The organism is Shewanella xiamenensis (assembly GCF_024971755.1).
In the GTDB taxonomy this organism is placed as follows: domain Bacteria; phylum Pseudomonadota; class Gammaproteobacteria; order Enterobacterales; family Shewanellaceae; genus Shewanella; species Shewanella xiamenensis.
The window spans coordinates 2,527,586-2,547,764 of the sequence record NZ_CP079718.1 but is presented as its reverse complement, the minus strand read 5'-3'; the positions used below and the strand labels follow the sequence as shown (position 1 = coordinate 2,547,764).

Here is a 20,179-nt window from a genome sequence, read left to right as displayed (position 1 = left end):
TTTACAAGATGAGTCACACATTTTGGGACAGCCAGCCTCTGGATATTCAACTCAAGCAGCGCTCAGGATGGATGAAGCGAGATAGGTTTAAATGAAAATGTTTATAGCATGCTGCTGATTACCACCGATTCAAATCGACATATATCCCTAGCCTGTCGAAGGCGCGTCTAGATGAAACTCTGGATCAATTGGTATAGGTTTCTTGCTGAGATACCTGTGTTTATGATGATTAGTGAATAAGTAATACTGATAAACAAAACAGTGTAACGTACTGTTATTATAAAATTTTATTAATTATTTTACCGATAGCTTGTAGGCAATAATTCTTTAGTCAGCACAGAAGATCCAGTACACTAGCCCTCTTTGCTTTAGAGAGTCCTTGCGAGTATGCCCTATTCACACCCCTTAGCCGATGCGCCTCAGCCACATACGCATATGCACCGTCAATTGGCTAAGCCGCAACCTAGGATTTCCCTAAAAGCACTTGCCGAGCAACTCAAGCTTGAGCAAGCCACCATCATTGGCAATGCGTCAGGGGAATGGCAACCTGCCGCGAAAGGTCTCACCTTTATTTTTAATGGTACGCAATGTCCGCAGCATTTCACGCCCCATGGTCATGTGGTTACGATTGCCAATGGTGGCTTTGCCGAATCGCAATATGCTTTTGAAGTACAAGGTCATCCCCAAGGTGTGCAACTGGCGAAAGCATTAACCCAAGTCGCCACCGATCTCACTGCAACTCTCGGTTGCTGGCCATCATCGGGCTTAACGGCGATCGTACTTATGATGACCTTGGCACAACAACTACAAGTTCAGCGCATGTCGCTACTGCCCAGCTTACGGCGCAGTGTTGAATTGCCCGAGACGGTCCATCTCCCCTGCATGGTTCATAACTGGTTAGGGGAAAGAAGAATCGCTAAAGCTCTGCTCTCTGATCGCTTAGACTGGGCTGAATTTACGCTGAAACCTTGGGAGCAAACAACGGAGGCAACACACCAAGTAAACTTCATCAATGAAAGTGAAGATCCCTTTATCAAACTGGATTTATTGAGACAAGATCGCCTCGTTGAGTGTGTAAATAAGGATACCAAGCAAGGAGTTCGGCAGCATTTAGCCGAGTTAGCAGGTACGCCAAGCGCTATTTGGTTGCAGTGTGCGGATAAAGCCAAGCTCATCGCATGTGAGTCGCTGTTTTTTAATCACCAGCCCGAAACACAGCTAAGCCCTTGGTATTTAATGGATTACCACGCCTCACAATGGCTCGATGCCATTCGCCACCAGCTCGCCTATTGCCAGCAACAACTCGCGGAATAACACTGAACGCTTATCCAACTTTCCCTAACGCTATGCCTAATGGCTCAAAGTAGGCTATCAAGGCATTAAAGATACGTTGTCTATGTGATTCATCGGGATAAGCTCCTTCCTTTGCCAGCGCAGAGTAACGTGTGCCAGACACCAAATACGGATTTTGGATCCCTTGATAGGATTCGATACACGCTTCAAAGGCCCGAGCCATCATTTCGGTAGGTTTAGCAAAATACTGCGCGCCATAACGTTTATCTAATGCTATTGCGCGGCGGACATAATCGCTCGGCGCTAAATTGTCCTCAGAGAGTAATGTCACTCGAAAAATTTCAGCTAAACGTTGATTTAACGGATGATCAATGAGCGGCAGATCAGCAAGCCATAAATCGCTGGCGCACTTAAAACGTCCCGTGGTTCGCGAAAACGCCTTAGGCGCCACATAATGGTCAAACGCATGCCAAAACTCATGGGCCAAGGCGCCAGCGCCGGCATTTTTTGCTAATGCCAGCTCTCTAGCCGCGGGAGCATAATGGGCCTGCACACCCTTTTGCCCGCCATGACCAAAGGCAAGACTTAAGGTTTGCCTTAGCCCTAAGGTTAAGGGCGGTAAATGCAGGATAAAGGCAAGGTCTGCCAGCGAATCAAACACTAAATTAGCGGCAATTAAGGATTCTTCCCGCGTAACCCAACGCCCTACGCGCACATGGCTAAAGCCAAAGGTTTGTTTCACGTCGAGAAAAGTCATTTGCTCCCCAAAGCGATAATCGGGGCCATGACGGTGGTATTGCTGATGGATTAGCACAATCCGTTAGAATCGTCGGTTAAGTATGTATAAAGGCCATTCTATGTGAAAGCCGAATGCATTTATAGTGTTCCAGTAGCTATCCTATGCTGGCGTAATTGCCGCTAATTTACTCAAAAATACTTCTAAACTAAAGGGCTTTTGGATAAAGACCACATCGGGAAATCGCCCAAGTGCTGGGATCTCATCACTATCATTGGCTGAGAGCAGAAAATACTGGCATTCCCAAGTACTATCATCCATCTCAATGATAAGCTGGCGCATTTGTTGAATTAACACTAATCCGTCAGTCTCCTTTAACCGATAATCGACAATCACCAATGGTGGCCGCAGCGTTTTAAATAGCCTTAACGCCGATTCAGCCTGATCTGTACAGTGGATTTGGGCAAAATGGGACTCGAGCGCTCCACGGCAAATCTCAAGATTAAACAGATTATCGTCTACTAATAGTAATGTTTGCTGGGTATAACGGTGTATTGGCTCCTGCTTCTGGTGATAAAACTGACACGGAAAGTGCATTAATACCGTGGTTCCTCGTCCTTGCTGACTGCGTATCCGTAATTTACCGCCAATCTGCTCCAATAATCGCTTACAGGTATAAAGCCCAAGCCCTATTCCCGAAATACCATAGGAGCTAGACAGTGATTGATAAATAAAGGGACTATCTAACGCCCGCTTTGCCTGCATAGGCATACCTTCACCAAAATCACGGATCAACACCCTCAACATAGGCGAAGCTGAAGCTTGATTAAATGAAGGATGCAAATCCATATAACAGTGTACCTGCTCACCAGTACTGTATTTAAAAGCATTATTAATAATATTGGTGACAAGTTGGAATAGCTTAGTGCCATCAAGCTTAAGCAAGTCAGGTAACGTATCACTCACCGACACCGTGAGGGTTTTACCCGAAGTAGTATTGAAAGCTTGATAGTATTCTTGAATGCGACCAACATATTCTCTAAGGTTAATCGCATGCTGATCTAATGTGAGTTTTCCAACTTCAGCCTTACTGTAATTTAATGTGTTTTCAGCAACCGAATAAAGCAAATTTGCTGACCAGATCATTTTATCGACAATATGGCTTAGCTCCTGTCTTGATGTGCCCTGCTGTGCTGGCTCGGATGGTATTGAAAGAGTTTTCTTGAGCATCCGGCTATAACCAAGCAACGCATTTATTGGCGTACGGATCTCATGATTAATACTGGCCATTACCGCTAATTTCGAACGATTTTCACATTCAATGCGCTCAATAAGCTGTTGATGTTTCGCTTTAAAAAACCATAGTAGCGAAAATGCTAGCCCAAGAAGCGCAATCGATAGGATTATAACGAAAAGCTCAATCACTTCCGCTCGAGGTACCTGATAATAAACCTGTAAATTGAAACGGGTCTGATATTTGTTCAATGTAATAAACTGACGATCTGAATAGGCAAATAAGCGCCAAATCCCCGTTGCAGCAGGGATATCACAAAAAGCGCTTCGTAAAATTGAATGCTCGAACTGATACGTAATGCATATATCTTGCTCTTGATCGATACGCGTCAAAATCCTTTTTTGGGAAATGGCATAAATCAAATAAGGCATCTGAGGTTCATCAATCTTAACGGTCAAAAGGGTATAATTGATTAGCCTGGCGTGTAAACTCCCGTTGTCCATCATACTTAATGTTAATGGTTTAAGTTCTGGCAAGATGGATGGATCAGAAATATACGCCAGTTCGAGTTCAGGGGTTAATGTGAAGGCAACGGCAGATTTGATCTTCAGCAAATCCTTAGCAAATACTTCAAATTCTTTTGTGGTCACCGCAGCGGAAGCATTAAAAAACGATCGCAATGCATCTAACATAATACGGTGTTGTAAAAACATATCTTGGGATGATGAAAATACTGCCTGAGCTTTTTTTTGATAAACCGCTTTAAATTCATTAATTGAATGGGCAAGCGTTAAGCAAATAATAATCAGCGTAATAAATAACCCGGTAAGCAAGTACATGCTTGAAGTATATTTACTCCCCATTATCTTGCTCCTTTACGGCATTTAACAAAAATTGGATCTGGGTGTTAAAAGCCGATACCGAAGCCAAATTTGAAACACACAACGTCTCATCCAAGGCGAGATAACTCGTCATCCCCAAAAACTCATGCCTAAGATCAGAAAAACATTCTTCAGCGTTGAGTGACATAAGTTGCAGACTCATGCGTTCAAGCTCTATGAGTAAAGCTCGCCTTAACACTTGTTGCTGCGGCTGTTGATATTGCGCCAAAAAAACTGACAGCGCTTGCTTCACTTGGTGTTCAAGCCCATGATTATTCATGTATTAAACACTCACTTTGATAATGGCCTATCCAGTTAATAAGGTAACGACCTTCAATGGGTGGACTATACAAATATCCCTGTGCCACATCACAACCTAAGGCTGTCAAAATAGCGGCAATAGCGGCGGTTTCTACGCCTTCGGCAACCACTTTTACGTGCATCTTTTGCGCTAGGGCAATGGTCGACTCAACAATTAAATAATGTTGATGATTGATATCCATATCGGAGACAAAACTTTTATCAATTTTTATTTCTTTAAAAGGAATAGCATCAAGACGATCATAGGTCGAATAGCTTTTACCAAAATCATCCAGTGAAATATCAATATTATTAATAATGAGCCGGGCAATCGAATTAAGAACTCGATCTTGATTAATGATTTCCTGTGATTCAGTTAACTCTAAAATTAAGTGAATCCCCGTATGAGCACGACTAGACTCGATAATGTATTCAATTAACTCCTCACAGGTGAGATCATCTGCCGTAATATTGATTGATAATGAAAATGGGGTGAGTAGAGGCTGGCGTAGCCAACACTGCAATGCCTGAGAAATCACCATCCGCGAAAAAATACTGTTTAATCCCTGTTGATTGATTAAAGGCAAAAATACGTCGGGATAAATATAACCATGGTGGCGATCACATAAACGAGACAACACCTCAAAACCAGTAATTTCTTGGGTTTTTAAATTAATCTTTGGCTGGTAACAGAGGATCAACTGTTCATCCTTAAGTAACTGTTGAACGTTGATATTTGCATGTCGGTGACCTCGATGACGATGCGTAGTTGACTCAGGCACATCTTCGGTGTCGTTCGTAAGCAATGGCATTAAAATATCACTGGCATTGACAGGCTTTGCAAACACACCCAATAGGTTTAACCTGAGTGTATGAATAATACAGTCTACCAATTCAAGAGTTCGTTTATCGGAAGAACTGATCACGGCAATCGGAATCGACATCCACCGAGGCTCTGTCGCCAACATATTGATGACAGCAATACCATCGCCCTGCTCCATCTTCAAATCGATAATGATGAGATCGAGTGATACATTTAACCCCATAATTAAATCAATCCCTTGATTGCCATTACTGGCTTCATAAATATTAATTTCATTTTCGGCTAAACATTTATTGATATCCGCTTTGAGCGTTTCTCGGATAAATTTTTGATCATCAATAATGAGTATATTCATATATTGGTCTCTAGCTGCATAAAGAAAATAGGATCGATTGTCTGAGACTTAGCCGAAGGAATAACCGATAATTTCAGCAAATTTCGATTAGCCATTACTTCGGTTCTACTGGCGAAAAAGGAATAATTCTTTATAGTTCTATGATTGTTTTCTAAGGTTCTAATTTTAAAAATAGGTAACTTGAATTGGGAAAGCTTCCTTTTTAAGGATTCATCACAGATGCTGAAACTTAAGTACTTTATCGAACGACATAAAGCCATTTCATTCAGGTAGACAGACATCATATAGTTTTCAATATGAGGTGTGACACCAAAAGAAGAAAACACCATTAAGGTATCAGGGCTAGACTGACTGTTATGGCTAATGACCTCAAACAAATCCACTTCATCATTCATAAACTCGAGCGCAACCTTAGCGTGCGTACGGCAAAACAAACAATGCCCAACAATCTGCTCACCAAAACTAAATGCAACAACGAGCGATAATCCCAAAAAAAAGGGTTGCGATAATTGACAATTATTCAAACAAAGCCGGGGGTTGCTCTCATACACTAGGCTCAACTGTAGTAAGGTCAAAAAGTTATCATGATGGTTATCAATAAATTCGACACGATAAGGTTTATTACGATAATAAGGATGTTCGCTACGTTCGACACTCGAATCAAATAAATTAATCGAGGCGAGTCCTTCACTAACAAAACTTTTATCCTGCCGATAAATATCAAATAATTCTGAACCAAAAATTTCTACAATTTCAGCCTGTTTTGCTAGCGATGGAATATTGACTCCTCGCTCCCAACGGCTAATCGTAATCGCATCTAAAGCATCAAATAAACAACTTTTTTCCCTGAGTAAACAACATAAATCTTCCTGTGAAAGTTGATTTTCAGTGCGTGTGTGTTTTAAGAAATTGGAGAATGTCTGTGCACTTGTTTTGCTTTGATAGGAGATAGGTGTACAAATCATAGCGTGTTCCATCAGTCTTTTTTATTTTCTCAAGCAGCTCCATATATGTCTCAAGGTCAACATCATCTATTGGTTCTGGATACCTTAGGGTATAGATAATCCAGATACGTTGCTGTTCTTCCACAAAATAGAGACCAGTGATTTTCTCTTCTTGCATCACTTATACCTTTATAGATTTAGCCATATAACCATATTTTTGCTACGGTAATAGCAGTATAAGTGTCATCTTTTAAATAAGACCATGGCACTATTACAGTGTGTCATGGGAAAAAGTGTCTAGTGAACCATGCGGTAATATCTATTCGAACAAGCTGTATTACTGACGATACAAATAGATACAGAAATCAAACATAGAATTGCAATGTTTTATTACCATTCAGTTAAATATCGGCCTCGAAGAAAATAAAGGCGCAATCGCTAACACCAGTATTTCGATAAGCAGACAACGGCGGCAACTCATGCCAACTAACGAGACTAATTATTGAATCAAGGGGGCATGACAGTGAGGAAGGCACTGAAACCCTAAGCGATTTTTTATTCTAAAATTTGCATAAATAAAAGGCTAACCTCGGGAGTTTTGCTAGAGGATATGCACATTGGTGAATAGTAATTCAAAACAACATGTGCGCTTGGTGAGCAAAACCCCGCGTTAGGGGGTAAACGAGGCGAACCCATGGTGGAAATAAGCAGTAATTAACCACTCCAAGGTTTAAATGGGTACTGCTAATCACGGGCACCACTCAAGGATAAAGGCGCTTCCGTAGATGTCCTTCCCTCGCGGAGCCAAGAGACACTGCATGCTTATTAAACGGGCTTCATCGGCAAGTTTCTTATCTTTAAGGATTTGTTTGTAACTCGCATATTGCGCGTGAAATCGCTATACTGCGCGGCCAAATTATCTTGGCCAAGACTTTGCTGACATCAGCATGATTGTTGCAACGGCGTTTGTCAGCAACGCAGCCGGTTTAAGCCTTTTATTAAGACGTAACTCCTAGGACATCCCCTTGATCTCTACCGCAAATATCACCATGCAATTCGGCCCTGAGCCATTATTTGAAAATATCTCGGCAAAATTTGGCAACGGCAACCGTTATGGTTTGATTGGCGCTAACGGCTGCGGCAAATCGACTTTTATGAAGATCTTAAGTGGCGCCCTCGCCCCGACATCGGGTAACGTGTCCATCACCCCAGGGCTTAAAGTCGGCACCCTAAGCCAAGATCAATTCGCCTTTGAGCAATACACGGTTATCGATGCGGTGATCATGGGTGATACCCAACTGTGGAAAATCAAGCAAGAGCGTGACGCCATTTACGCCAAGCCAGATATGAGCGAAGAAGATGGCATGCGCGTGGGCGACTTGGAGAGTGAGTTTGCCGAGATGGACGGTTACAGCGCCGAGAGCCGCGCGGGCGAAATCCTCATTGAAGCCGGTATCGAAGAGTCTTTCCACTACGGTCCTATGTCTCAGGTTGCGCCTGGTTGGAAACTGCGGGTGTTATTAGCCCAAGCGCTGTTTGCTAACCCTGATATCTTGCTACTCGACGAACCGACCAACAACTTAGATATTCATACCATTAGTTGGCTTGAAACTGAGCTGAATAAACGCAAATGTACCATGATCATCATCTCCCACGATCGACACTTTTTAAATGCTGTGTGTACCCATATGGCGGATATCGATTACGGCGAACTGCGTATTTATCCCGGCAACTATGACTACTTTTTAGCGCAATCGGCATTGTTGCGTGAACAACTCTTAGCTGGCAACGCCAAAAAGAGCGCCGAGATTGAAGAATTACAGGACTTTGTTAACCGCTTTGGTGCCAACGCCTCTAAGGCAAAACAAGCCAGCTCGCGCGCCAAACGCATGGACAAAATTAAACTGGATGAAGTGAAATCCTCCAGCCGAATTACCCCATCGATTCGTTTTGCTGCTGGTAAAAAAATGCATCGCCAAGCCTTAGTGCTGGAAAATCTTGGCCATGGTTTTGATGGCGAAAACTTATTCGAAGGTGGTGATTTAATTCTCGAAGCTGGCGCAAAACTGGCAATTATTGGCGAGAACGGTGTGGGTAAAACCACCCTATTACGCTGTTTAGTCAATGAATTAATCCATAATGAAGGCACGATTAAGTGGTCCGAAAATGCCGCTATCGGCTATTGCCCACAGGATAGTACCAGTGATTTCGATAATGACTTGACTATCATTGAATGGATGGACCAATGGCGCCAACCCAAACATAACGATTTGATGGTACGCGCCATGTTAGGTCGTTTGCTGTTTACCGAAGATGATGCTAATAAAAAGGCTAAAAACTGCTCCGGCGGAGAGAAAAACCGTTTAATTTTCGGTAAGTTAATGATGCAAGATATCAACGTCATCATTATGGACGAACCGACTAACCATATGGATATGGAAGCAATTGAAGCGCTCAATAATGCCCTCAAAGATTTTGAAGGCACGCTGATTTTTGTCAGTCATGACCGCGAATTTGTTTCTTCGTTAGCGACTCGCATTATTGATATTCGTGATAGAAAATTGGTGAACTTTCAAGGGACGTTTGATGAGTATCTGGCAAACCTTGCCAGTGCGTAGCCCTGCGGGTACTAGGTACTAAGCCTTTTTAAAGGCTTTATCCTTTGCCAATAAAATTACCCAATAAAAAAAGACGCTTCACTCTACTCGAGATAAGCGTCTTTTTTATATCACCCTTTTTATATCACCCAGTGACTGACGACCTCATTCCGTCTTAGCTTCCACCAAAGCCGCAAGTTGCAGTAGTGACTCTTGCCAGCCTAAGTAACACATCTCCTCAGGAATAATCGCAGGAATGCCCTCCTGTACTATCTGCAAGCGGGTACCACAGGCTACCTCGGCAAGTTCAATTGTCACCTGCATCACCCCGGGTAGATTAGTATCATCAAATTGGTCGCTATGGCGGATAAGTTTATTAGGGATTAGCTCGGTATAAGTCACCTTAAAAGAATGACTGTACCCGGTCGCAAATTGGGTAAAACTCATGGAATACCCTGCACCGACAGCCAACTCAAACTCATGAATTGCCCCGACAAAGCCATAAGGTGGTAACCAACGTTCTAACGCCGCTTTATCGGTAAATGCTTTGTAGACTAACGCCGCTGGTGCACGCAACACCCGATGTAATCTCACTGTACCTGTGTTATCCGACATATCCTTATCCTTTAAAATGACGTTGAAGCGCCGTGTCTAACATCAGTATTTAGCGCGAGCAAAAAACAAGATTATAGTTGCTCGGGTAATTTCTATAGTTAAAATTCTCCATCTATTGTTGCCTCCATCCCAGCCAATCTCTATTCAATTGACTGATCCCCCCTGGGTAAGAAGCGAGTATTTCGTCAACATTCTTAGTTCCACAACGCTGCGTACTAAGGTGCTCAAATAACCGTCTTAATAACTGTTTGCCATTTTTATGTTGAAACAGGAAGCGAACAAAACTGTGAGAATGTTGATAGAGCACATCTTGCATCTGTCCTTGCCAATCTTGTTCTGATACAAGTAGCTCAACAAGCCCCATTGATAAATGAGCTTTATCATCTACAAAAACCATATTCGACTTATTCCGAGTATTATTGTTAATAATTGATTCATATCGAGTATTTAACTCAACGGTTTCTAAGAATTCTGAAGATTCAAAGTACTCAGCAAGTCCTTCATTTAACCAGCGAGGTATACCACCAAATTGTCCGGCATTGATTACATGAACACTCTCATGGATTGCAGTTCTAAATGCTTGGGCATCTTCACGATGCCATACTGCTGCTAGGTTATGTTGACCGGAATAAAATCCTTGGCTTGCACCTACTTGAGAAGCATAACGTGCCTTTAATTTGTTATAAGCGGACAGGTTTCCAGCCAACATTAAGTTGACTTTGATTGGATGAAGCTGACGTTTTGGTAAGTATTTTCGGTAAATACTATCAATGTCTTTAATCGTTGCATTGAGACGATCTCGAAAAAATGGGGGAGGAGTCGTAGCCAATGAATCAATTTTTAACTCAAAACTATATTGAGGCTCTGTGTAAAGTGTCAGCTGACTATCCTTAATTGCATGGCTACTATCAGAGAAATGTGTCAGCCCTTTTTCATCAACCCAAGTATATATTCCTCTTCTTTGCTTAGCCTCTTCTCCCTGTTTTACTACCAAGGCATTACATCCATCAAAATCCATTTGGTGTGTTTCATTTTCCACACTCCGAGGTGTTATTTGACTCATTGTGGGCGGAACTTCTGATGCAGAGCACCAATCCCATTGATAAGCAGCACAGTAGTGATGAACAGGCTTCATAATATTAGTCACTAGTTGGCTGGTCTCAATGCGGCTCCATCGACCTTGATAGTGAAAGTAATCGACTAGCAAAGCGATAATGGCCATTGAAAATAACGTTACAAAAATATGCTTTGTGCGGCTTTCCATTGCCACCACTCCTTAAGATTCAATGACGATTAAGCTCACGAGTGAACACATAAACCTTCTCTTCAATAGGCAAAATTTCAATACCAAGATGTATTGAAATAAGACGTTATTTGTTCAGTCAGCAAGCTACAACTTCAAAATAAACAACACTATAATATTCACTTAAGACTAAACAAAATATCCATCGAAAAAGACTTGTTTTGCCGCATTTTTTCTCCCTTGGTTTACACTCATAAGGTACCCAACAAAACACAACTAAATGAATTGGGTTAATTAATCCTTAAGGGTATTGCATACGCAGCACCGGTGCACCAGTTTATTCTGTAAATCCTTATCATGGTGATGGTTTTATGAGTCTTGAAGAATCCTTAGAACAACTCAAACGTCAGTACTTACATGCTTTGCCTGATAAAAAGAAACAAATCATTACGTTATGGATCTCACTACGGAAAAACTGGCAAGGACATATGCTGTCAGCCGTTTATCGCGAAGTGCATAATTTAAAAGGTTCCTGTGAAACCTTTGGCTTAATCGAGACCAAAGATCTAGTCGATAAGCTTGAGCTTCAATTGAAACATCTTCTCGACACCCCAGCACCAACGCTAAATGTGATCAAAGGCCTAGATACGCTTTTCCACCAGTTACTGCAAAATAATCAACATTGTCAGCCTGCGGCCCCCGTGGTTGAGGCGCAAATGCAACAAAGCCCCTATAAACCCTCAAAGTCTCGCCATGAATACTGTATTGCCATCATCGAAGATGACAGTAATGTGGGCTTAATGATCACAAAACAACTACACGAGTTTGGTTTTAATGTGCAACATTTCTTAAATTTTACCGACTTTCTCAAGGTGCAATACTCAAGTCCATTCGATTTAATTTTATTAGATCTTATCTTGCCCGATTATACCGAAGAGGCACTATTCGAAGCCGCCACCGAATTTGAGAAAAATAATACTCGGGTATTTGTATTATCTTCTCGTGGCGATTTTGATATGCGTTTATTAGCGATTCGTGCCAATGTCAGCGAGTATTTTGTTAAACCGGCCGAAACAACATTGTTGGTTCGTAAAATTCATCAATGGCTCAAAATGTCCGATAAGCCTCCCCTTAAAGTGCTGTTAGTGGATGATCAGCAATCGATGGTGGATTATTTTTCGAGCTTGTTACGTAGCCATGGGTTAATGGTTAGAGGCATGACCAAACCCGAGCACGTCATGCCAACCCTGGAGCAATTTGAACCGGATTTATTTATCTTTGATCTCTATATGCCGGAGGTAAATGGCTTAGAACTGGCAAGAATGATCCGTCAGCTCGATAAATATACTTCAAGCCCTATTTTAGTGTTGAGCTCAGATGACACCATGCAAAATAAAGTCAGCATTATTCAGGCGGGATCCGATGATCTTATCTCTAAACAAACAGCCCCCAGCCTCTTTGTTACCCAAGTGATTTCCCGCGCGCAACGTGGCCATGATATACGCAGTTCTGCCAGCCGAGACAGTTTAACGGGCTTATTGAATCATACCCAAATCCTTGTTGCGGCTCGTCATAGTTTCAGCTTAGCCAAACGAGCAAACTCTTGCGTATGTATCGCGATGCTGGATCTAGATCACTTTAAGCAAGTGAATGATACTTATGGCCATTCAGGTGGTGATAAGGTTCTATTAGCTTTTTCGCACCTGTTACAACAGTCCCTACGCCCTGCGGATTTTATGGGGCGTTATGGCGGTGAGGAGTTTATGCTGGTCATACCTGACATGCCCGCACCGCTGGCGATTGCCAAAATTAATGCCATTCGTGAAAGCTTTAGCCATATTGTGTTTGTTGAAGAAGGCGCCGAATTTAAAGTCACATTGAGTGGTGGTTTGGCATTTTCAACCGAATGTCATCAGTTTCAAGAGTGTTTATTATTAGCGGATAAAAACTTGTATGAAGCCAAACGAAGCGGACGAAATTGTATTATCAATACCTTAGTTTAATGTATTGCCTAAGGTAAAAATCAGTATGACCTAGTCTCGTTTTAATGATGCCAAATACTGGAGCAGTTTATCCCCTAATTGAGGCAATTCTACTATATGATGAATCGCACCGCGTTTGATCGCCTCTTTAGGCATACCAAATACCACACAACTCTGCTCTCCTTGGGCAAAGGTTTTGCCACCTTGCTTATCTATCGCTTCCATCCCATCGGCCCCATCTTTACCCATACCAGTTAGGATCACAGCTGTCGCATTCGCGCCTGCATATTGAGCCACTGAATGGAATAACACGTCCACTGATGGCCTATGCCCGCTGACTTTGTCACCTTGGCTAAGCTTTGCTTTAAAACTCCCACCAACTTTGATGATTTCTAAGTGCTGATCCCCTGGTGCAATGTAGGCATAACAAGGTAATAACCGCTCCCCTTCCTCAGCTTGCTTTACATTAAGGCGAGTGAGTTTGTTTAGTCGTTCTGCAAAAGTACGGGTAAATCCAGCAGGCATATGTTGCGTAATCACGATTGGCGGCATAACCGCAGGAAATTGTTGTAAAAGATGCAAAATAGCCTCGGTCCCGCCAGTGGAAGCTCCAATAGCCACTAACTGGGTATTAACAGTACGTTGATTTAAGGCAGATTTTAAACTGGGTTTCAGCGTTATGGTCGGTGCAGGCAGGCTTTGCAACTTTGCCTTTGCCGCAGACTTAATTTTTTCGAGGATTAAATCCTGATATTCATTAAATCCCTGAGGTGAATCCAGCTTAGGCTTAGGAATAAAATCCACAGCTCCCAGAGCTAGTGCATTGAATGTCGCATCTGCGCCCTCTTCGGTTAAGGCAGAAATCATCACGACAGCTGTTGGTCTTGCCTTCATTAATCGATCTAAAAACGTGAGTCCATCAACCTTTGGCATTTCAATATCTAAGGTAATCACATCTGGCCGAAATTGATTCACCATATCCTTGGCCATATAGGCATCGACAGCCATGCCAACGAGACACAACTCAGGATCGGACTCGACCATCCTGCCCAACAGACTGCGGATTAAGGCTGAATCGTCTACCACTAATACCTTTATTGCCATCTGCTATTCACCAAAGAGTTCCACATCCCCACCACTCGGAAGATTTTTAATCCGTAAGCGGTATTCACTTTCCCTATCCATAATAGTGCTATTATGCATCGTCTTGATTTTTCTAACTTTAACTAATCCTGTTTCCGGGAAGAAGTACACTTTACGCGGGTAAATATCGAGTAAGTCCGCAGCGATGACGGGTATTTGCTCTATCTGCAAGTAATCCAACACAAATTCAGCATTACGCTCGCCAATATTGTGTAATGTTAATCCTGATAGCATGTTGCCACCACCAAACACCTTCGCTTCAATGAACTGCCGTCTTGCACCTAATTTCAATAAATCATTGATCAGCAACTCCATCGCATAGACACCATAACGCGCTGATTCAGCTAAAATACCATTTCCATGATTATCACAACTGGGCAATAAAAAGTGATTCATGCCACCAATTTTCCGTTCGAGGTCATATAAGCAAACGGCAATACACGACCCTAATACAGTCACAATTAATTTACCCTCCCGAGTGGCATAATATTCACCTGGCATAATTTTCACGGCTTCACAATCAAACAAGTGATCAAAATACCGATTTGGCCCTAGGGCAGGATATTCAATATTCGGTCTTAGCACTCGTTTTTCCCTTTACGGCCTGATAAGTAGTTTGTCCTACAGGGGTGAGGATCTGTGGAAACATATTGAAATTTTCAGAATGTCCCGCGATATATAATCCCTCTTCCGTTAGTGACAGCACCATATGTTTTAAAATGGCTTCTTGAGTTGCTTTATCGAAATAAATCATTACATTTCGGCAAAAAATAATATCGACGGGGGTTTTAATCGACCAAAAAGAATCGACTAAGTTGATTCGAGTAAACTGCAACATTTGCTTTAATTCCGGGATCACACGGACTTGACCGAGTTTCGCCCCTTTACCCCGCTGAAAAAATAACGTTTTACGCTCATCGCTCACCGTCTCAATACGCTCTATCGGATAAATCCCCGTCTGCGCTTTTTTTAAGACGGCACTGTCAATATCTGACGCTATTATCTCAATCGGCGTATTAAATCGACCAAAATGCTCAGCGACAACCATAGCTATTGAATAAGGTTCTTCACCCGTGCTACTTGCAGCACACCAGATCCGTTTTGTGTGTGGATGAGTCTGTAAATAGCGTTTTAACACCTCAAAATGATGCGGCTCACGAAAGAACGCGGTTTGATTAGTCGTGAGTGCATTAATAAATTCCTGGTGTTCGCATTCATTCGCTTGTAAATACTCTAAATAAGCCGTAAATCCCGATAATTTCAGTGCCCTAATTCGCCTCACTAATCGGCTATACACCATAGCGTCTTTACTGTCGGCTAATTTTATACCAGCGAACTGATACAGCAGGGTCTTTACCGCCTTAAAGTGAGCCAATGTAAACACATATTCCTTACCTAGCGGTCTGAGATCACTCAATCAAAAGTCTTCCCATTCATCTTGATCGACTTTATTTAACCTAGGCTTAGGCGTCATTGCTTTAGGTTTCGTGGACACTCGTGCTAATGAGGGGGTTTTAGTCGCTATTTTTTTAAGCTCAGAGGTGCGGCCAATTACGCTTGTTTCCTCATCGACTTTGAAATTTGCAACACTATCAGCTAGTTGCTGCGCCTGAGATTGCATACTTTCAGCTGCCGCAGCGGCTTCTTCGACTAACGCCGCATTTTGCTGCGTCATTTCATCCATTTGCACAACGGCTTTGCCTATTTCATCGATCCCAATCGCTTGCTCATTAGAGGCGGAGGCTATTTCCGCCATAATGTCGTTCACTCGTTTGATTGCAATGACAATTTCCTTCATGGTATCGCCGGATTTTCCGACGAGGCTATTGCCGCTCTCAATTTTACTGACCGAGTCAGAGATTAATGCCTTAATGTCTTTCGCTGCATTTGCAGAACGTTGAGCCAAGCTTCGCACTTCTGAGGCCACGACCGCAAACCCCCGCCCCTGCTCACCGGCTCTGGCTGCCTCGACCGCAGCATTGAGCGCCAATATATTGGTTTGAAAGGCAATACCATCGATCACGCCAATAATATCGGCAATTTTGCGCGCGGATTCGTTGATTGACGCCATGGTTTGCACGACTTGCTGGATAAGCTCTCCCCCATCTTCAGCCACATCGGCAGCTTTTGAAGCTAAGGCATTGGCTTGGCTGGCATTATCAGCATTTAATTTTACAGTTCCCGTTAACTCTTCCATGCTGGCGGAAGTTTCTTCGAGACTCGAGGCTTGCTCCTCTGTTCGACTGGACAGATCGGCATTGCCTTGAGCGATTTCAGTAGATGCGGTATTGATGGTATCAGCTGCTTTTTGAATATCTCTTATCATGTAAGAGAGCTTTTCAGCGGTTTGGTTTGAATAGTTTTTTAAATCATTAAAGGTGCCTTCATACTCGTTATAAATCCTCGTGGTCAAATCCCCTTCAGCCATGGCCATTAGCACACGAGCAACATCTTGTAATCCTCTATCAGAGGTTTCAATCAAAGCATTGAGGCTATTCGCTAACATTAAGAAAAAACCCTGCTTACTTTGACTATCGACACGTTGGGTAAAGTCTCCCGCAGCGGCTGCCCCAACGATCCGAGCAATTTCTTGTTCAACTTGTACTTCTTCAGTACGGTCGAGCCACTCAACAACTGTGCCTAACCGTTCACCTGACTTTGCAATAATCGGGCTTGCCGTTAGACGGAAATGACAACTCGCCACTTTGATCTGCGACTCATATTTACGATCGAGCTTGTCAAGCAGACTCGCTTGATGCGCCGGATTACGGTGGAAGATATCCATAGAACTACCGATGATCTTATCCACAGCGAAATGGGGTAAAACCTGGCGAATTTCACTTTCAGAGCGGCGTAACATGGCTTCAACTGAACGGTTCATATAAATAATGGTTCGATTGGCATCGGCGATCATCACATTGGTGCTTGTGTTATTGAGCGCTTCTAATATGCGTTGGGTTGCCCGTTCAGCTTCAATACTTTCAGTGCGGTCAATCCACTCAACACCAGTCCCTAAATGCTTATTATCACGGGAAATAATAGGTGTCAGTATCAATTTAAAGGTTCGCTTACCAATGCTGATTTGTGCCGTATGTGGTTGTGTTAATCTTTCTAGCATATTGCGCTGATGAGCGGGATTAACATGGAAGATATCGATATTACTGCCAACGATCTTGGCAACGGAAAACTGGGGTAACTGTTTACGGATATCAGCCTCAGCCTCTGACAGCATATTCAGTACGGCTTTATTGGCGTAAATGATATTGCGCTCACTATCGGCAATCATGAAATTATTACCACTGTTATCGAGCAATTGGAAATAACGTTGGCGCTCTTCATCTCGACGTTGGCGCTCTTCGGTATTACCGAAAATATCTAAGATACCCATAGTGTTTACTCCTGCTCAGAAAGACTGTTTGTATCCATTAGCCCCAACTCATCACTGCTGATAAGAGCTTGAATATTGACCAAAATAATCATTTTTTCTTCAACGGTTGCGAGACCTTTGAGATAGCGACTATCAAAGGCAGCGCCAAATTGCGGGGCGGGTAAAATGGCTTCACTCGCCAGTTTAATGACATCTGAAACAGCATCGACCACGATGCCGACAATTCGGTCACAAACATTGAGCATAATCACTATCGTGAACTCATCATAAGTAGCTGTTCCGACATTAAATTTCATTCGTAAATCGACAATCGGTACGATATCACCACGAAGGTTAAGCACTCCTTTAATAAAACTGGGCGCATTGGCAATTTTTGTGACAGGCTCGTAACCTCTTATTTCTTTTACCGACATAATGTCCAATGCATAGTGTTCTTCACCCAGCACAAAACTTAAAAACTCTACTTCATCATGGGCACTAAATTCCGGTTTAGGGCCGAGCAATGTGCGACTTTCCATTAGCATGTCCTCAGTTAATGCTTAATATGCTGGGCCAGTGATTCCACATCGAGAATTAAAGCGACACTACCATCTCCCATAATGGTGGCTCCAGACACGCCTGGGATCCGACGATAATGTTTTTCAAGACTTTTAATCACAACCTGCTGCTGACCAACCAATGCATCAACAAACAATCCAAAACGTTTATTGTTGCTTTCAAGGAGCACCACAATGCCCTCTTCGGGACGCTTGGCAAACGGATCGATTTCCATCAATTGATGCAGGTTTAATAGGGGTAAATATTCTTCCCTGACTCGGATTAAACGCTCGTGAGCGAAGGACGTTAGCTGCTCATTATGGGGTTGTATTGATTCGATAATATGGACAAGCGGTAAAATATAGATTTGATTACCCACACTCACACTCATCCCATCAACAATGGCTAAGGTCAGTGGCAATTGAATTTCAAAGGTAGCCCCATGACCCGCCACGGAATCGATATCGATTCGTCCGCCTAGTGCTTCAATATTTCGACGAACAACATCCATCCCGACACCACGGCCAGAAACATCAGTAATTTCCTTGGCGGTCGAAAATCCGGCGGTAAAAATCAGTTGCCAAATCAGTTTATCCGGCATGTTATCCGCAACTGGCATATTATTTTCTCGGGCTTTTTGTAAGATCCTCTCGCGATGTAAACCAGCACCATCATCGTGCACAGCAATGACAATACTGCCTCCACGCTGACTTGCTTTAAGCGATAATTGGGCCGTTTCAGCTTTACCCAACGCACGCCTGACTTCTGGTTTTTCAATACCATGGTCTAAACTATTGCGTACTAGATGCGTGAGCGGATCGACCAGCTTTTCAATCATGCCCTTGTCGATTTCCGTGTTGCCACCTTCGATCACGAGATTGACATTTTTGCCGAGTTGTTCTGATAAATCTCTGACTAATCGATGAAACCGGTTGAATACAAAGGAAACTGGCAACATTCGGACCGACATCACAGCCTCTTGCATCTCCCGCGTATTTCGCTCAAGTTCGACCAATGCAGTCTTAAGCCTTTCACCCAATTCACCCGACAGCTCATTACCAATGAGGGTCAACATTGACTGGGTAATAACCAATTCACCCGCAAGATTGACTAGGGTATCGATTTTGGAGGTTTCGACTCTTAATGTGGCATCTTGAGTGGTCGTGTTGACTTTTTTAGTCGCAACAGTTGTTTGTGGTGATGTGACGGCAGAAGCCACATGCTGATTTGATGCATTTGAAGTAACCAAATCTGTGGGTTCTGTTTTTTCGGTTTGCGTGACTTTGCCTGTATAACGAGGCACTTTAGCACCGGAATGATGACTAATTGGCTCTGCAATTGGCTCAATGATGGGATGTGCTGGATTAGTTTTAATCTGCACTAAAGCATCAATTTCACTGTCAATGCTTTCAGCTGTTAAGGACTCAAAGAAACCAAAACCTAAGTCATCGTCAGGCGCTGTATTAAGTTGCTGACTATTTGGGACCGTTTTGCTTAAATCATCAATACTAATTTCTTTCGCAATATACGCTTCATCAAAAAAACCAAAATCTTGATTTTCAATGGCTAAGGTTAATTTGACATCATCTTCAAAAAAACCAAAGCCGAGATCATTCTCGTCACAGGCCTTGGGTAAAACCGTTGCGGTGTGTGGCACTGCTGTTTGAATTGGCGAAGTGAACGTTTCGTTAGAATGGGTAATCGAAAAAGGCTCACCATTTAATGCTGCAATTAATTGATTTTTAGCAAATTCAACCTGTTGCCAATCAATTGGTGAATCTTCACGATACAAGCTAAGAATGTGGGATAGCGTGTCAACCGTCTTCAAAAGTAAATCAATGACCCCGGAAGATAACTCAAATGTACCCTTTCTCACTTTATCGAGTAGGTTTTCCATTACGTGAGTGACACTGGTGAGCGCCGTAAAGCCAAAAATACCACTGCCTCCCTTAATAGAGTGCGCCGCTCGAAAAATAGTATTTAACTCCTCGGGATCTGGCGACTGAAGATCGAGGGCAATAAGCAGTTGCTCCATGCTTTCAAGATGCTCATGGCTTTCTTCAAAAAAGACTTGATGAAACTCAGCCATATTAATGGACATATTGCCC

The 20,179-nt window shown here is 42.8% G+C and carries 16 protein-coding genes; 3 read left to right on the top strand and 13 right to left on the bottom strand.

Annotated elements, in window-relative coordinates:
• The first annotated feature begins 387 nt into the window (after nucleotides 1–387).
• Complete coding sequence (locus tag KXJ80_RS12430) at nucleotides 388–1,314, top strand: hypothetical protein (RefSeq protein ID WP_218738546.1); 927 nt, start codon at nucleotides 388–390, stop codon at nucleotides 1,312–1,314.
• A gap of 10 nt (nucleotides 1,315–1,324) precedes the next feature.
• On the opposite strand, the gene KXJ80_RS12425 is transcribed toward KXJ80_RS12430, so the two are convergent.
• The 5 genes from KXJ80_RS12425 to KXJ80_RS12405 form a co-directional block, all read right to left on the bottom strand.
• Nucleotides 1,325–2,107 (bottom strand): CLCA_X family protein, encoded by a 783-nt coding sequence (locus KXJ80_RS12425; RefSeq protein ID WP_037418641.1) that lies wholly within the window; start codon nucleotides 2,105–2,107, stop codon nucleotides 1,325–1,327.
• An 84-nt stretch (nucleotides 2,108–2,191) separates the two neighbouring features.
• Nucleotides 2,192–4,126, bottom strand: coding sequence for a hybrid sensor histidine kinase/response regulator (locus KXJ80_RS12420; protein WP_218738547.1), 1,935 nt, complete (start codon nucleotides 4,124–4,126; stop codon nucleotides 2,192–2,194).
• Nucleotides 4,116–4,424, bottom strand: a complete 309-nt coding sequence (locus KXJ80_RS12415) for a hypothetical protein (protein WP_055648259.1) — start codon at nucleotides 4,422–4,424, stop codon at nucleotides 4,116–4,118. The genes KXJ80_RS12420 and KXJ80_RS12415 overlap by 11 nt, the downstream gene beginning before the upstream one ends.
• A complete protein-coding gene (locus KXJ80_RS12410) occupies nucleotides 4,417–5,622 on the bottom strand; it encodes an EAL domain-containing response regulator (protein ID WP_047537561.1) in 1,206 nt (401 codons plus the stop codon). Before KXJ80_RS12410 ends, KXJ80_RS12415 begins: the two co-directional genes overlap by 8 nt.
• The gene (locus KXJ80_RS12405; RefSeq protein ID WP_259474424.1) at nucleotides 5,619–6,599 is read right to left on the bottom strand and encodes a helix-turn-helix transcriptional regulator; all 981 of its coding nucleotides are present in this window, start codon (nucleotides 6,597–6,599) and stop codon (nucleotides 5,619–5,621) included. The genes KXJ80_RS12410 and KXJ80_RS12405 overlap by 4 nt, the downstream gene beginning before the upstream one ends.
• 992 nt (nucleotides 6,600–7,591) lie before the next feature.
• Between KXJ80_RS12405 and KXJ80_RS12400 the strand changes: the two genes are divergently transcribed.
• On the top strand, nucleotides 7,592–9,184 hold the full coding sequence (locus tag KXJ80_RS12400) for an ABC-F family ATPase (protein ID WP_047537566.1): 1,593 nt from the start codon (nucleotides 7,592–7,594) through the stop codon (nucleotides 9,182–9,184).
• A 144-nt stretch (nucleotides 9,185–9,328) separates the two neighbouring features.
• On the opposite strand, the gene KXJ80_RS12395 is transcribed toward KXJ80_RS12400, so the two are convergent.
• Nucleotides 9,329–9,778: an SRPBCC family protein gene (locus KXJ80_RS12395; RefSeq protein ID WP_259474423.1), complete on the bottom strand. Its 450-nt coding sequence runs from the start codon at nucleotides 9,776–9,778 to the stop codon at nucleotides 9,329–9,331.
• 112 nt (nucleotides 9,779–9,890) lie between these two features.
• On the bottom strand, nucleotides 9,891–11,042 hold the full coding sequence (locus KXJ80_RS12390) for a DUF1570 domain-containing protein (protein ID WP_172588312.1): 1,152 nt from the start codon (nucleotides 11,040–11,042) through the stop codon (nucleotides 9,891–9,893).
• 350 nt (nucleotides 11,043–11,392) lie between these two features.
• On the opposite strand from KXJ80_RS12390, the gene KXJ80_RS12385 reads away from it, so the two are divergent.
• A complete protein-coding gene (locus KXJ80_RS12385) occupies nucleotides 11,393–13,024 on the top strand; it encodes a diguanylate cyclase (protein WP_037429090.1) in 1,632 nt (543 codons plus the stop codon).
• A gap of 30 nt (nucleotides 13,025–13,054) precedes the next feature.
• Here the strand turns inward: KXJ80_RS12385 and KXJ80_RS12380 are convergent, their stop codons facing one another.
• From KXJ80_RS12380 to KXJ80_RS12355, 6 genes are read right to left on the bottom strand one after another with little or no spacing between them, the layout of a single operon-like run.
• Complete coding sequence (locus tag KXJ80_RS12380; RefSeq protein ID WP_047537574.1) at nucleotides 13,055–14,107, bottom strand: protein-glutamate methylesterase/protein-glutamine glutaminase; 1,053 nt, start codon at nucleotides 14,105–14,107, stop codon at nucleotides 13,055–13,057.
• Nucleotides 14,108–14,110: 3 nt separating this feature from the next.
• Nucleotides 14,111–14,731, bottom strand: a complete 621-nt coding sequence (cheD, locus tag KXJ80_RS12375; RefSeq protein ID WP_172589632.1) for a chemoreceptor glutamine deamidase CheD — start codon at nucleotides 14,729–14,731, stop codon at nucleotides 14,111–14,113.
• Nucleotides 14,712–15,563, bottom strand: a complete 852-nt coding sequence (locus KXJ80_RS12370; protein WP_169547675.1) for a CheR family methyltransferase — start codon at nucleotides 15,561–15,563, stop codon at nucleotides 14,712–14,714. The genes cheD and KXJ80_RS12370 overlap by 20 nt, the downstream gene beginning before the upstream one ends.
• Nucleotides 15,564–17,534 (bottom strand): methyl-accepting chemotaxis protein, encoded by a 1,971-nt coding sequence (locus KXJ80_RS12365; protein ID WP_047537580.1) that lies wholly within the window; start codon nucleotides 17,532–17,534, stop codon nucleotides 15,564–15,566. It lies immediately after the preceding gene.
• Nucleotides 17,535–17,539: 5 nt separating this feature from the next.
• Nucleotides 17,540–18,052, bottom strand: coding sequence for a chemotaxis protein CheW (locus tag KXJ80_RS12360; RefSeq protein ID WP_037418008.1), 513 nt, complete (start codon nucleotides 18,050–18,052; stop codon nucleotides 17,540–17,542).
• A gap of 14 nt (nucleotides 18,053–18,066) precedes the next feature.
• Entirely contained in the window at nucleotides 18,067–20,172 is a 2,106-nt protein-coding gene (locus KXJ80_RS12355) for a chemotaxis protein CheA (RefSeq protein ID WP_218738552.1), read from the bottom strand.
• Nucleotides 20,173–20,179: the final 7 nt, after the last annotated feature.

What these genes read in the sequence shown, in the direction of transcription:
- KXJ80_RS12430 (WP_218738546.1), top strand. Translation starts at nt 388, where the DNA reads ATGCCCTATTCACACCCCTTAGCCGATGCGCCTCAGCCACATACGCAT.
- KXJ80_RS12420 (WP_218738547.1), bottom strand. Translation starts at nt 4,126, where the DNA reads ATGGGGAGTAAATATACTTCAAGCATGTACTTGCTTACCGGGTTATTT.
- KXJ80_RS12415 (WP_055648259.1), bottom strand. Translation starts at nt 4,424, where the DNA reads ATGAATAATCATGGGCTTGAACACCAAGTGAAGCAAGCGCTGTCAGTT.
- KXJ80_RS12410 (WP_047537561.1), bottom strand. Translation starts at nt 5,622, where the DNA reads ATGAATATACTCATTATTGATGATCAAAAATTTATCCGAGAAACGCTC.
- KXJ80_RS12405 (WP_259474424.1), bottom strand. Translation starts at nt 6,599, where the DNA reads ATGGAACACGCTATGATTTGTACACCTATCTCCTATCAAAGCAAAACA.
- KXJ80_RS12395 (WP_259474423.1), bottom strand. Translation starts at nt 9,778, where the DNA reads ATGTCGGATAACACAGGTACAGTGAGATTACATCGGGTGTTGCGTGCA.
- KXJ80_RS12390 (WP_172588312.1), bottom strand. Translation starts at nt 11,042, where the DNA reads ATGGAAAGCCGCACAAAGCATATTTTTGTAACGTTATTTTCAATGGCC.
- KXJ80_RS12385 (WP_037429090.1), top strand. Translation starts at nt 11,393, where the DNA reads ATGAGTCTTGAAGAATCCTTAGAACAACTCAAACGTCAGTACTTACAT.
- KXJ80_RS12380 (WP_047537574.1), bottom strand. Translation starts at nt 14,107, where the DNA reads ATGGCAATAAAGGTATTAGTGGTAGACGATTCAGCCTTAATCCGCAGT.
- KXJ80_RS12365 (WP_047537580.1), bottom strand. Translation starts at nt 17,534, where the DNA reads ATGGGTATCTTAGATATTTTCGGTAATACCGAAGAGCGCCAACGTCGA.
- KXJ80_RS12360 (WP_037418008.1), bottom strand. Translation starts at nt 18,052, where the DNA reads ATGGAAAGTCGCACATTGCTCGGCCCTAAACCGGAATTTAGTGCCCAT.
- KXJ80_RS12355 (WP_218738552.1), bottom strand. Translation starts at nt 20,172, where the DNA reads ATGTCCATTAATATGGCTGAGTTTCATCAAGTCTTTTTTGAAGAAAGC.